This window comes from Streptosporangium subroseum, from assembly GCF_900188345.1.
In the GTDB taxonomy this organism is placed as follows: Bacteria; Actinomycetota; Actinomycetes; order Streptosporangiales; family Streptosporangiaceae; genus Streptosporangium; species Streptosporangium subroseum.
The window spans coordinates 1-12,980 of record NZ_FZOD01000114.1; the positions used below are offsets into that span (position 1 = coordinate 1).

At 67.5% G+C, this 12,980-nt stretch carries 10 protein-coding genes; 2 read left to right on the forward strand and 8 right to left on the reverse strand.

What is annotated here, in order from left to right; translation table 11 throughout:
• Both CHC08_RS46475 and CHC08_RS46480 read right to left on the reverse strand, forming a co-directional pair.
• Positions 1–1,290: phosphodiester glycosidase family protein (locus tag CHC08_RS46475; protein ID WP_179282638.1), on the reverse strand; the 1,290-nt coding region annotated here is incomplete at its 3' end.
• A gap of 331 nt (positions 1,291–1,621) precedes the next feature.
• Positions 1,622–4,633, reverse strand: a complete 3,012-nt coding sequence (locus CHC08_RS46480; protein WP_218825826.1) for an ExeM/NucH family extracellular endonuclease — start codon at positions 4,631–4,633, stop codon at positions 1,622–1,624.
• On the opposite strand from CHC08_RS46480, the gene CHC08_RS51090 reads away from it, so the two are divergent.
• The gene (locus CHC08_RS51090; protein WP_218825827.1) at positions 4,626–4,784 is read left to right on the forward strand and encodes a hypothetical protein; all 159 of its coding nucleotides are present in this window, start codon (positions 4,626–4,628) and stop codon (positions 4,782–4,784) included. The two genes, CHC08_RS46480 and CHC08_RS51090, sit on opposite strands and share 8 nt — an antisense overlap.
• 468 nt (positions 4,785–5,252) lie before the next feature.
• Positions 5,253–5,723, forward strand: coding sequence for a hypothetical protein (locus CHC08_RS46485; RefSeq protein WP_143653683.1), 471 nt, complete (start codon positions 5,253–5,255; stop codon positions 5,721–5,723).
• A gap of 177 nt (positions 5,724–5,900) precedes the next feature.
• On the opposite strand, the gene CHC08_RS46490 is transcribed toward CHC08_RS46485, so the two are convergent.
• From CHC08_RS46490 to CHC08_RS50395, 6 genes are all read right to left on the reverse strand, one after another.
• The gene (locus tag CHC08_RS46490; protein ID WP_089213766.1) at positions 5,901–7,271 is read right to left on the reverse strand and encodes an NAD-dependent succinate-semialdehyde dehydrogenase; all 1,371 of its coding nucleotides are present in this window, start codon (positions 7,269–7,271) and stop codon (positions 5,901–5,903) included.
• Positions 7,272–7,344: 73 nt separating this feature from the next.
• Entirely contained in the window at positions 7,345–7,782 is a 438-nt protein-coding gene (locus tag CHC08_RS46495; RefSeq protein WP_089213767.1) for a GFA family protein, read from the reverse strand.
• A 574-nt stretch (positions 7,783–8,356) separates the two neighbouring features.
• Positions 8,357–10,186, reverse strand: a complete 1,830-nt coding sequence (locus CHC08_RS46500) for an ABC transporter ATP-binding protein/permease (RefSeq protein ID WP_218825828.1) — start codon at positions 10,184–10,186, stop codon at positions 8,357–8,359.
• A gap of 192 nt (positions 10,187–10,378) precedes the next feature.
• Entirely contained in the window at positions 10,379–11,731 is a 1,353-nt protein-coding gene (locus CHC08_RS46505) for a HAMP domain-containing sensor histidine kinase (protein ID WP_089213769.1), read from the reverse strand.
• Positions 11,728–12,399 (reverse strand): response regulator transcription factor, encoded by a 672-nt coding sequence (locus CHC08_RS46510; RefSeq protein WP_089213770.1) that lies wholly within the window; start codon positions 12,397–12,399, stop codon positions 11,728–11,730. The genes CHC08_RS46505 and CHC08_RS46510 overlap by 4 nt, the downstream gene beginning before the upstream one ends.
• Before the next feature lie 43 nt (positions 12,400–12,442).
• The coding region (locus tag CHC08_RS50395; RefSeq protein WP_218825829.1) for a hypothetical protein at positions 12,443–12,980 on the reverse strand (538 nt) is incomplete at its 5' end.

A 12,980-nucleotide genomic window follows, 5' to 3' on the forward strand; every position in this document is an offset into this window, starting at 1 on the left:
GTCACCGTCGGCCGTGGCCGAACCCGGCGCGGGCTTGATGAGGACCTCGTGCGCCTTGCCGTCGCCCTTGGAGACGAACACGCCCACGCCGTTCGTGTTGCTGCGTTCCCCGCCGTCGGACGGGGTGTTGCGAATGGTCACCTGGTCCTCGCCGAGCGCGCGGGCGACCATCTCGCTCGAGCCGCCGCTGTCGAGGATGACCGCGGTCTGCGCGCCCATCGCGACCATGCCACGGGCTACCTTGTCGACCGTGACGCCACCCTTGCCGGTGCCGCCCGGACCGTTCCACTGGCCGAGCACGAGCGTGTGCCCGTTGTCCTTGAAGCCGAACGAGGTGCGCGGGGAGATCGCGGTGTTGTCCAGGCCGGCGCGGGGCTTGCCGTTGGAGACGACGATGCCCTCGCCGGTGCCGCCGTGGCCGAGCGCGAACTTCATGGTCTTGGCGACCGGGTCGGCAAGCTCCCAGCTGAGCGTCACCGGGTCGCCGGGCTGCAGCGCGCGGATCGCGACCGCCGCGGCGTCGCGTCCGACCAGGTAGAACCCGTCATCCGGGATCGTCCCCGAGCCCGCGGGGGCGTTCGGGGTGACCGAAACGACCTTGTTGTTCCGGACCAGCACCTCGGCGAGGTTCTGGTCCACGCCGATGAACGGGCGGTTGCGGCTGTAGGTGCCCCATGCGGACGTGAACGCGACCATGCCGTCCGCGGGTACCGGGTGGGGTTCGGGGTCCGCGGCGTTGACCGACAGGACCTTGTGGTCCGTGCCCGCGAAGTTCGCGGACGCGTTGACCGTGGCGTTCACGAGCTGGGCGATGCCGTCCTGGCTGACGCCGACGTGCGGGAGCACATCGGCGGCTTCCGGGCCGCCGATGTTGGCGGTCTTGAGCAGTTGCCCGTTCTGGATCTCGATACCGTGCGCCGCGGTGGAGTTGCCCAGGTCGTAGAAGTCGCCGTTGACGCCCGCGATGGCGCCGGCCTTGTTGGCGGCCACGCTGAGCGGCCCGCCCGACGCGACCGGTCCGGCGGTCAGCAGATCCGTGCTGACCGCGCTGTTGGACAGGTCCACGGTCAGGAACCGCGCGTTGTACCAGCCGTTCTGGTCGAGCGCCTGCACGTGCTGCAGGTTGATTCCCGGACCGATCTTCTCGGTCGTGTTGATCAAGGGAAGTCCGCCGGTGACCGGCGCGGGCTGACCCGTGTCCGCGTACGCGGCGGCCGGGAAGACGGCCAGCGCGGTCGCTGCGGCGAGCGCCACCAGCAGCGGCCTCGCAGCCTGATGGTTCAAGACCATCGATCTCATAGAAACCTCGGCTCAGGAGATTGGCGGAGGCTGCGACACCTCCACTCCACCCAATTGGATCAAGGGCGTATACCTGATCAAAACGGTCAATTCGGGCCTGTGGATGACGTCCCTTCGAGCAGGTGGTGAACCCGGGCGGAATAGGCGGTCGCACCCACGGCCGCAGACTGCGGCTCATCCGTCAAGCGCTTCGACGATCTTGCCGTTGGCGCGTGCCTGCCGTCCCTCTGCGCACTGGGCGTACACGCGACGGTCGGCCCGGTACGCGAAGGGGCCGCCGTCGATCTGTGTCGAAGGCGGCCCCATCTCCATCGGTCTCTGGTCAGTCGACGGGCTGCCAGGGGCCGTAGGGCTGGCCGGGGGCCTGGTTACGGGTCCACCACTGTGCCTTGTACTTCTTGTTCTTGTACATGACGACGTCGCCGGTGTTGAAGACCCGGGAGGGGGTCCAGACGGCGGTGCCGTCGGCAGCGGTCTCGATCTGCTCCCAGGGGCCGTTGGGGTCACCCGGCTTCTGGTTCTGCGTCCACCACGAGGCCTGCCAGGTCGAGCCCTGGTAGGTCACCTTGTCGCCGGTGTTGTACACCTTCGAGGTGTTCCAGGCCGGCGCGACGGGCGTGACCGGGAGGTTCAGCCCGACGATGACCGGGTCGTGATCGGAGGCCGCGAACGGGTCGGTGCCGTTGAACAGCTGGGCGGCGTTGTAGTTGTAGCGGCTGTAGTTGTAGGCCACGGACTCCTGCGCGTTGATCTGCCACACGTCCGCGCCGGTCACCATCGCCTTCGCGGCCGGGTTGGCCAGCACGTGGTCGAGGGAGCCCTGCAGGCCGTTGAAGGAGTACGTCGACTCCGACGGGTCGAACGTGCTGCCCAGGTCGGTGTAGCCGTCGGAGTACAGGACCTGCATCGGGTCCTCGTGCGTGTAGGCGTTGAAGTCGCCGAGCAGGAAGATCCGGTCGGTGCCGAGGCCGGCCGCCGCCTGCGACGCGAACGCGGAGACGGCCTGCGCCTGGCGGACCCGGGTCGCGTTGAACGCGCCCTGGTTGACGTCCGGGGACGAGGTGTCCTCTGCGTCGCCGTCGTAGAGCGGGGTGCCGGCGCCCTTCGACTTCAGGTGGTTGGCCACCGCGAGGAACGCGTCCTTGTCGGTGGCGCCGACCTTCTTGAAGCCCTGGGCCAGCGGCTGACGGGCGATCGAGAACGGCTGGCCGGGGCCGGAGTCGCCAGTCAGCACGGTCGACGGTCCGGCCAGGGTGACATCGGCCGGCTTGTAGATGAAGGCGGTACGGATGACGTCCTGCTGGGACAGCGGCGGCAGCTTGTCGGCGGACGGCGAAGGCGCGTAGGCCCAGACCTTCGAGCCGGCGGCCGCGTTGAGCGCGTCGACGAGGCCCGCCAGGGCGGTGTCACGCGGCTCACCGAACTTGACGGAGTTCTCGATCTCCTCCAGCGACACGACGCTCGCGTCGAGCCGGTTGACACCGGTGACGATCTTCGCCTGCTGGCGGGCGAAGTTGGCGCCGTCGGCCGCACCGCGCGGGCCGGAGCTGCGGTCCGTGCCGGTGCACGTGTTGACCGCGATCCGGTTGCCCTGCCGGTCCGTGTAGTACGTGCAGCTGCCCAGTCCCTTGGCGACGTAGTTCTCGCCGGTCATGGGGAAGTAGTTCTCGACGTTGAACGTGGCCAGGCGGATGCCACCACCGACGGCCGACGGCCGCTGGTTCCCGGTACGGAGATCGCTGAAGGTGGCGACCGCCGAGCCGTCGTCGGTGACCTGCTGCCTCGGCTGGAAGTTCCACAGCGAGAACCGGTACTCAAGGATCACCGGCGCGTGGAAGGTCACCTTCGAGCCCACCGTGACCGCTTTGGTCGCGGTCAGCCACGGCAGCGGAGTGTCGCGGGCGGCGCTGGTGCTGTAGTTCGAGCTGGAGCCGTCGTCGAGCGTCACCATCCGGGCGGCGTTGTCAGCCGCGGCGGCCTTCGCCTCGGCGCTTCCCGCGGTTCCGGCGTCGGTCGGCTGGCGCAGCGGCTTGTCGCCCGCGGCCAGCGTGAAGGAGCCGTAGAAGTTCGCGTCGTAGTTGTCCGACACCGTGAAGTCGCCCTGCGGCGCGATCAGCTCGCCCTCGTGCTCCTCCTTCGCGGCGTCGGTCGCCAGGTCCGACCACGGGATCTGGCCCGGGACGACGGCCGCCAGCGGGGTGGCGAGCTTGGTCACCGTCGGGAACTGGATCTCGGTCTCGCCCTGGAACTCCGTGACCTCGCCGGTCACCTGGACGCTCTCGCCGATCTTGACCTGGCCGGCCGACTCCGTCCCGAAGACGAACACCGCGTCGGAAGCGCCGGGAGTCTTGTCGTTGGCCTTCGTACCGCCGGCGCCGCCGGTTTCCAGGAAGAAGCCGTTGAAGCCGCCGGTCGCGTAGACCGCGGTCACGACACCCTCGGTCGTCACCGTCTGCCCCTTGTACGGCGAGGTGTCGGTGTTCGTGCCCTGGATCGACGCGATCGGGATGATGGTCGAACCGTCCCCGGCGACCTGGAACCTGAAGGTCGCCGAGCCGGTCGCGCCGGTCGAGTCGGTGGCGGTCACCGTCACCGACGACGTACCGGCCGAGGTGGGAGTGCCCGAGACGGTACCGTCCGAGGAGATCGTCAGCCCGGCGGGCAGTCCGGTCGCCGTCCAGGTGTACGGCTCGGTACCGCCGGAGGCGTGCAGGGTAAGAGGTGTGATCGCCGTACCGGACGTGGCGCTCTGCGAGCCGGGGTCCGTGACCGTGATCGTCCCGGTGCCGTCGCCCGGGTTGCCGGCGTCGGAGGCCGCGTTCTGGGGGTTCGGAGCGGCGACGTGGAAGTCGGCGGCGTTGTCATCCGTGTCCGCGCCGGCCGCGTCACGCTGGTAGCTCAGGGTCAGCGAGTTACCCGTCGGAGCGCTCGCCTCCGGAGAGTTGCTGGTTCCCCAGCCGATCTTGTCGATCACCGTGCTGTCGGTGGGAAGCACACCCGAGGTGCTGGCCGCGATGAACAGCGTGCCGCCCCCCGCGCCGGGGTTGACGCTCCCGCCGGTGCTCAGATCGGGTGTCGGCAGCGGTGCCCCGGGGTTGGTGCTCGCGTTGTTGCTCGGCAGCTGGATGAGGAGGTGGCCGTGGCCTGCGACCGTCCCTGAAAGGGCGAACACCTGCGAACCGCCCGGGACCGTGGTGCTCGTGGGTGCGCGGTACTGGAGGGTGTCGCCGGCGAGGGAGATGGCGTTCGGCGTCGGGTTGTAAAGTTCGACGAATTTGTTGAGGTAGCTCGCGCCGGACGAGCCTCCGTTGACGTACGCTTCACTTATGATCAAGCCGGTCCCGGTCGAATTGGCGGACGCCGGGGCGGCGAACAACGAGCAGGCGACGCCTGCCGTGGATAGCGTCAATGCGGCGATGACGACTCGCCGGAAAAGCGGCGCAGACAAAGACCGCACCTCCAAATGGATCGCTGGCGTGCTATGACCTGGTGTCGCAGCAGGGCCAACAGCGAACCTTAGGCGGCAATCTTTGACCCGCGCGCGGACGGAATCTGAACATCGCGCTACAGTTCGGCGACGTGGTGGGACCGATCGCCGACAGGCACGAACCCCCGAGCGCGATCACGGTGATCGCCGTTGTGGCGCTGATCTGACGGCTTTTGCATGCCGTACCGTCGGCTGACGGAAGCATCGTCATTTTCTCGGTATGGACGGTGAGTCGCCGAGCCGAGAACGCGCTGCGCCTCTCTATATTGCCGAGGAGTGGGCGTGCGTCATGCCCGGAAGCGTGAGTCCAGCGGCTCGCCCCGGTGGCCGGTGTTGAGCGGTCGGAGTGAACATGGTTGGTGAGGCGTCCCGCGATCCCAGCCCGAAAGGGAAGCACGGCCTCCCCGAAATCGACCCCACTCTCCGGGCTACCGCGGCAGCATCGGCGGGTGGCACGCTTGTCATCTTGTGGCCCGCGTTCACGCTGGGCGCGTACGGCGCCATCTTCTTCGACGCCGTGCTGGCAATCTGGGCCGTGGCCACGGCGGTGCTGCTCTCGGGTCTGATGCTGCACGCCAGAGGTGCGCTGCCCTGGGCAGGCTGGGTCGCTCTGACCCTGCCCTCGGTCTGGGTCGTTCTGGCCGTCGTGGCGCCGAGAGCTCACGGGTTTCGCTACCTTCACTACTTCGAGGTGGTGCTCACCCTGGTGGGAGCGCCGGCCCTGGCCTGGCTGCTGTCGCGGATCCTGCTGCCCGACTACGCCGAGCTCCCTGAACGGCACCGGCTGCGGGCAGTCGCCGTCACAATCGCCGTCGGAGTCCTGGCCTTCCTGCTCGGCAAATTCAATTACCTGTTCCTCACCTGCGCTGATTTCGACATCAGCGGCAACAACACCCCTCCCGGCTGCGCACACGGCCCGCCTTTCCACCTCCTTTGAGAACCTCGCGCCCATGGATGGCCCGTAGAAGTGGATAGATCATCCCTGACCGGCACACGGAGGCCGCCATGTGCCCTGAAGCCAGGCGACCCCCAACGTGGCGGACAGTCTGTGATGAAAGGCGATCTCAGCGACTTTCACGTCAGGTAGCTGTGCTCGCCCGCCCATCCGTTCGCGCTACGGCGCGACCTTCACCAGTTTGCGGTTGAGGAATTCGCCGATGCCCAGTTCCGACAGTTCACGTCCGAATCCGGAGTTCTTGACCCCTCCGAAGGGCAGGCTCGGCGAGTCGGCGAAGCAGGAATTGATGTACACCATGCCGGACTCGATGCGGGTCGCCACCTGCCGGGCATGTTCGACGTCGGCATCGAAGACGTAGCCGCCCAGGCCGAACCTGGTGGCGTTGGCCAGCCGGATCGCTTCTTCCTCGCTGTCCACGACGTAGAAGGACAGTACCGGTCCGAAGGCCTCTTCCTGGTAGAGCGGGTTGTTCTCGCCGATGTCCGTGATGATCGTCGGTTCGAGATAGAACCCGGGGCGGTCGACGCGGTTGCCGCCGTGAACGATTCGCGCTCCCGCGGCCTTTGCGTCCTCGATCAGCCGAAGCAGTCCCTCCAGGGCGCGTTCGCTGGCCAGGGGGCCGACCTGAGTGGCCTCGTCCTTCGGGTCACCCACTGTGATCGCGGCAAAGCGCTCCTTCAGGGCGGCCAGCATCTCCTCGCCCCGGGCTCCGCCGACCACGATCACGCGCTTGATGTTGACGCAGCCCTGCCCCGAGTTGTAGGTGCGTCCCATCACCACCTGCTCGACCGCATGCTCCAGAGGCGCGCCTTCCAGGATCAGGGCGGGGTCGCTGCCGCCCAGCTCCAGGACTACCTTCTTGAGGTTGCGGCCGGCGCGTTCCCCGACCGAAGCCCCCGCCCTCTCGCTACCGGTCAACGTGACGCCGCGCACGCGGAAGTCGTCGACCAGCTTGGCGATCTGCTCGACGCCGCAGAAGAGATTCGTGTAAGCCCCTTCCGGAGCTCCCGCTTCCTCGAACAGTCGAGCGAAGGCCAGTGCGCACTGCGGCACGCTCTCGGCGTGCTTCATCATGACCACGTTGCCCGCCACCAACTGGGACGCGGCCACACGGGCCAGCTGATAGTAGGGGAAGTTCCATGGCTCGATCGCCAGGATGACGCCGATGGGTTCGGCGATCAGCTTTGCGCCGGGCTCGCCCGGCAGCGACCGCTCCGCGAGGAAGCTCTCCCCGTGCTCGGCGTAGTAGTCCAGAATATCGGCTACGAGATCGACTTCGAAGTAGCCGAATCGGGTGACCTTCCCCATCTCCAGGGTCAGGTACTCCACGTACTCATCCCGCTTCTCACGCAGGATCTGAGCGGCACGGCTGACGATTCGAGCCCGTTCCGCGACCGGCCTGAACTTCCAGTCTTCGCGGTAGAGCGTGTCCGCGGTTTCCAGTGCGGCGAATACTTCCTCATCCGGCTGCAGCGGGAACTCCTTGATGAATTCGCCGGTGGCCGGGTTGATCGTACGAAAGCCCATGATCCACTCCTCGTTCTGACGTTTCGAATCGGCGCCGGGTGAGATCGGTGCCGCGATTTCCTCGACGCGCGCGTTACTTCGCGTCGCCGTCGAACCTCACTCGGTTCGGGTTCGGTTCGATCCAGTCCTGGGCTCGACGCCACCACACCTCGGCGGACGGCTTCAGCCTCGTAGGGTCATCGAGGGTTCCGGCCTTGACGATCACGAGATCGGGCCGTTCGTGCATGATGGTGAAGATCGGAGTACCGCAATCGGCGCAGAAAAGCCTGTCCCGCAGGTTGCCGTTTTCGGCTCCGACGGTTTGATAGGGCTTGGGCGTTCCCTTGATTTCCAGGGAATCGCGCGCCACCAGAACGTTCACCGAGAACGCCGAACCGCTGTTTCGCTGGCAGTGAGCGCAGTGGCAGAGGACGACGGCCTCGGGCTCCGCGTCGAATCGGTAGCTGATCGAGCCGCACAGGCAGTGTCCGGTCCGCACGCCGGAGTCGGGCGCTGTATCGATGTCGCTCATTTGAGGATCTCCCTTGTTCGGTTCGCCGGGTCGTCCCCGGCATGAGTCTTTTGCGCGCGGCGCTGTGGCCGCGTCAGGCCTCCTTGGAAAATGGGGTCGGTCATGGTGAGGTTCCAGGGGTTGTGTGTGGCGCGTCGGGGCGGGTGGTGCCCTGACAGAAGGGCTGGTGAAGGCAGGCCGGGCCGTCGCATCGGTGATGTGGAGGGCCGGGCCGGGGGCTTGCAAGCCGTTGCTCAGGACACATCGAGCCTGCTTCGAGCGCGCGGTGTTAGCCAGACACCCGCTTCGCCTACGTCTCGTGTGGCTACCACCGGCAGGGACAGGCTGGGCGGCAGACTCCGCCTGATACCCCCGTGGGCCGCCCACGACGTCAGGAAGAAGGCGCGCGGCACCATACGCCTGTCACAACCGACGCTGCGCTAAAAGGCCCTCGCGCTCTCGGCGATCAGGAGCAGTCGCTGACGACCTACCACGCCGGACCCGATCGGCCTGTCCGCGGGCACCGGCGTACGGGAACCGGGCGCATCCACCCGATAGAGCTGATCATCCGCTCCTCGGCCAGAGCAGGCCGGCCCTACCCGCCTCCCGGCGCCATGCCCCAGCGTCCCGCACCGAACAGTTCCAGGTAGTGGGTGTGGAAGGCGTTCAACGTGCTGCGATGGCCGACGCTGACAAGAATGCACCGGGGCAGGCGATCACGGATCAAGCTGTACAACGCGTGTTCGAGACCTTCGTCGACGGCGGAGGTCGCCTCGTCGAGGAAGGCCAGGTGGGGCCGCTTCAACAGGACCCTGGCGAAACCGAGGCGCTGCTGCTCGCCGGGAGACAGGGTGCGGGACCAATGGGCCTCATCGTCGATCTGGTTCTCCAGGTGGCCGAGCTGTACCCAGCGCAATGCCTCGCACGCCTGCTCGTCGTCGATCCGGTACGCAGGCTCGGGGTAGGCCAGCGCGGTACGCAGGCTTCCCAGGGGCAGATACGACTGCTGCGACAGGAAGATCGTGTGAGCTCCGGTGGGCCGGCGGACGGTGCCGTGGGCGTGTGGCCAGAGACTGGCCAGGCTGCGCAGCAACGTGGTCTTCCCGCTTCCCGAGGCTCCCCTGACCAGCAGCGCCTGCCCAGGACTCATGCTCAGCGTCAGTCCCTCGATCAGCGGTCGCCTGTCGGGACGCCACACCCCCAGGCCCTCGATCTCCAGCGCGTCGGGACGATGAGTGAAGATCGGCGACGACAGGTCGCGCGACTCCCTGTTCGCGTCCATCAGCGCCGTCAGCCGGTTCAGCGTCGCCCGGTAGGTGGCGAAGGAGTCGTAGGCGTTCCTGAAGAAGGACAACGAGTCGTGCACCTGGCCGAAAGCATCGGCGGTCTGGGTGATGTCACCCAGTGAGATCGTCCCGCTGAAGAAGCGCGGCACCTGGATGATGAAGGGGAACACGACCGAGATCTGGGTAACCGTGTCGTTGAACACCTGGAGCTTCAGGGACCGCTTGGTGATCGCCCAGGTGTTCCCCATGACAGTGGAGAACCTGTCCGACAGCGCCGCCCGCTCGACGTTCTCACCGCCGGAGAACGCGATGCTCTCGGAGTTGTCCCGCAGGCGGACCAGGGCGTAGCGGAAAGAGGCGGAGAGCCCCTCCCGCAGGAAGTTCAAGTGGATCAGCGGTCGACCGATCCTGAAGGCGAGGAACGACGCCATGATCACGTAGGTGTAGGCGAGGAAGACCATCGCACGTGGTATCTCGTGGCCGAAGACGGACATCGGCCCTGACAGCCCCCAGAGAATGGCGGTGAACGACACCAGTCTCAAGGCGGCGCCGATCGCGCCGATCGACAGGTCGTACGAGTCCTCGACGAACTGCGTGACGTCTTCCTCGATGCGCTGATCCGGGTTGTCGACCGGGGAGCTCACGAACTGGCCCCGATGGTAGGCGTGCCCGTCCAGCCAGTCGGCGATCATGTGGTCGTTGAGCCAGGTCCGCCAGTGGATGAACAGTCGCTGGGTGATGAGATACGCGAGCTGCGCGCTGGAGACGGCGATCACCGCAAGGATCATGAAAACGGTGACGCAGAACCAGAACATCTTCGCGTCCAGTCCCTGCAGCGCCGTGTAGAGGCCGTTCGTCGCATACGAGATCAGCACTTCGAGGCGTACCGCGAGGACCGTCAGCCAGAGCAGCAGCAGGAGGGTGAGCAGCGGTCGCCAGGTGATCCAGCTACGCCCAGGCTTGAGATAGGGAAAGGCGAGGCGCCGGAACTGCCGCCCCCAGGGCGTGTAGCGGGTCAGCAGCCAGACCACCAGGGCACCGGCCAGAATGGTGACGACCCAGGTCATCGCCGTCGAGGTGAGAGACGTAAGCCATTCGTGCTGCCAGTCCACGGCGCCGCTGGCGGATCGAGTCGACACCCTTAAGAAGGTACGTCCAAAGTCCGATTTATACCATTTTGGGTAGATATTTTAAGTTTGGCGGCTTGTCAATCACCCTGCGGGCATCGATTAATCATCCGTCCAGGTCAAGCCGTATGCCGGTACTCCCCGAGAACGCCGCCGAGTCGATCACCTTGACGAATGTCGAGTCGCATGGTCAGGGCTTGGTCGCTACCGGGGCTCCGCGTGTTCGACACACACCGGCAGTACCAGCCGCAGTATCGCGCCACTTTGACACGGCACGGCCTCTGTCGTCCCGCCATGAGCCTCGGCGACCTGCCGGACGATGGCCAGGCCCAGCCCGGAGCCAGGGTGCGCGCGGGCTGCGGGTGAGCGGTAGAAGCGGTCGAAGACGAATTCGAGGTCGCTGTCGGGGATTCCCGGGCCGGCGTCCGTGACGTCGAGGATGCCCGCCTTGACGCTGATCCGGACCCGGCCGCCGGACGGGCTCCATTTCACGGCGTTGTCGACAAGGTTCGCGACGGCGCGTTCCAGGGCGTCGGGGTCTCCGTGGACGAGGGTGGGCGCGCAGGTCAGCTCGAATTCGATCTTTGGCGCCCGACGCGCCGCGCGGGCTGCGACGCGCTCGGCGACGAGGTCGAGGCGGACGTCTTCGGTGTGGAACGCGGGCTGGCCGTAGCGGGCCAGGTCGACCAGGTCGTTGACCAGTGTTCTGAGTTCGCCGGCCTGGCCGAGCGCTTCGGCGGCAAGGAGTGGGGCCTGCGCGTCGGCCAGGTTTTCCGCCAGCAGCTCGAGGTTCACGGTCAGGCTCGTCAGTGGTGTCCGGAGTTCGTGCGAGGCGTCAGCCACCAGGCGGCGCTGGGCGCCGACCGACTCGTCCAGGGCGGCGGTCATCGCAGCGAACGCGGAGCCGAGCCGGCCGATCTCATCCCGGCTGTCGGCGGGGATCGGGATGGCGAGGTCGCCCGTCGTGCGGATCAGTTCGACGGTCTCGGTGAGCCGGCCCACCGGGCGTAGGACGCGGCGTGCTGCCAGGCGTGAGGCCAGTGCCGCCAGACCTCCGGCGGCCACTGTCGAGCCGGCGAGCAGCCAGGCGAGTTCGCGCAGCGTGGGTACGGGGTCGGATTCGGGGATGGCCGTGCGCACGAGCACCCCGGGTGATCCGGGGAATTGGGCGGTGTAGACGCGGTAGCCGACGCCGTTGTACACCGCGTCACGGAAGTAGGCGGTGGCGGTGCCGTTCGCGACGGCGACGTCGCGGGCGGTGAGGTCGACGAACTGCGTCGACGGCCCGATCCGGACCGGGTCCGGCACGATCTGCAGCTGGGTGCTCCCGATCCCCAGCGGAACGGCTGGGAAGTCCGGCTCCGCGTTGGACATCCTGTACTTGGCCTTGATGGCCATGGCCACGGCCGGTGCCTGGCCGACCGCCACGACCAGTGAGCTGTCGATCTGACCGCGGAGGTTGGCCTCCACCGCCGGATACAGGACCACCGACACGAGCACCAGCGCGCCCACGACCACGGAACCGCCGGCGATGGCCAACCGGGTGCGCAGGTTCATGGCTCCTCACGCAGGACATAACCCAGGCCGCGCACCGTCTGGATCAGTCGGCTGCCGCCGTCCGCCTCGAGCTTGCTCCGCAGGTAGCTGATGTAGACCCACAGCGCGTTCGACTCCGGGCCGAAGTCGTAGCCCCAGACTGACTCGAAGATCTGGGTCCGGCTCAGTACCCGGCCGGGATTGCGCAGGAACAGCTCCAGCAGCGACAGCTCCGTCTTGGTCAGCTCCAGGCGCCGGCCGGCACGCTCGGCCCTGCAGCCGCTCAAGTCCAGGTCGACGTCGGTGAAGCGCAGCACCTCGGCGCTGGCGCCGCTGCGCCGGAGCAGGGCTCTGAGCCGGGCCCGCAGCTCGTCCAAGGCGAAGGGCTTGACCAGGTAGTCGTCGGCCCCCGCGTCGAGCCCGGCGACCCGGTCGGTGACCAGGTCCCGGGCCGTGAGCATCAGGATCGGCGTGTCGAGCCCGCCCGAACGCAGCGTCCGGCACACCTCCAGCCCGTTCGGTTCGGGCATGAGGACGTCGAGCACCACCGCGTCCGGGCGGAACACCCCATGCTCGGCGAGGGCGGACGCCCCATCAGCGGCGGATGACACGTCATAGCCGTCCCGGCGCAACGCATGCTCCAAGGACCGCCGCACAGCCGGATCATCGTCCACCACAAGTATCCGCATGGTCGCCCATCCTCATCGTCGATCCCGAAGGATCCGGCGGCTGTCAGCCGTTGGCCAGTGACCGCTTCAGATCCGCCAACACGCCGGTGAGCCGGTCGGAGCCGACCCCGAGCGAGGCGGCGATGTCACCGAAGGCCCTGGACGTCGGATCGACGCCGCCGGAAGCCGATCCCAACGCCATCACAGCGGTCAGAGCGGCCTTGGCCTTAGCCTGATCGACGCCGAGCGCCGCGGCAACAGACGCCGCCGCGGCATCCGTGGTGAACGGCGAGTCTTGCGGGCCGTCCACTCCCTTCTTGTCCTCGCTGTCCTGCTTGCAGCGGTCGCCACCCGGCGCGGGCTTGGCGATCAGCGGTCCCAGAGCGTCCTGGACCCGCGAGACCGGCAGCCCCAGGTTGGCCGCGACCGCCGCGACGAAGGCATCCGGTGTGACGCCGGCCGAGGGAGCCGGCGACGTCTTGGCCGCGATCAGCGCGGCGTCGAGCCGGTCGGTCGTCACCCCGAGCTTCGCCGCGATCGCGGCGAAGTCGGCGTCCACGGCGACCTCGGACTTCCCGTTCGGATCGACCGGCGCGGAACCG

Excerpts from the sequence above, each read along its gene's own strand:
- CHC08_RS51090 (WP_218825827.1), top strand. The coding sequence starts at position 4,626 with ATGATCAAGCCGGTCCCGGTCGAATTGGCGGACGCCGGGGCGGCGAAC.
- CHC08_RS46490 (WP_089213766.1), bottom strand. The coding sequence starts at position 7,271 with ATGGGCTTTCGTACGATCAACCCGGCCACCGGCGAATTCATCAAGGAG.
- CHC08_RS46495 (WP_089213767.1), bottom strand. The coding sequence starts at position 7,782 with ATGAGCGACATCGATACAGCGCCCGACTCCGGCGTGCGGACCGGACAC.
- CHC08_RS46505 (WP_089213769.1), bottom strand. The coding sequence starts at position 11,731 with ATGAACCTGCGCACCCGGTTGGCCATCGCCGGCGGTTCCGTGGTCGTG.
- CHC08_RS46510 (WP_089213770.1), bottom strand. The coding sequence starts at position 12,399 with ATGCGGATACTTGTGGTGGACGATGATCCGGCTGTGCGGCGGTCCTTG.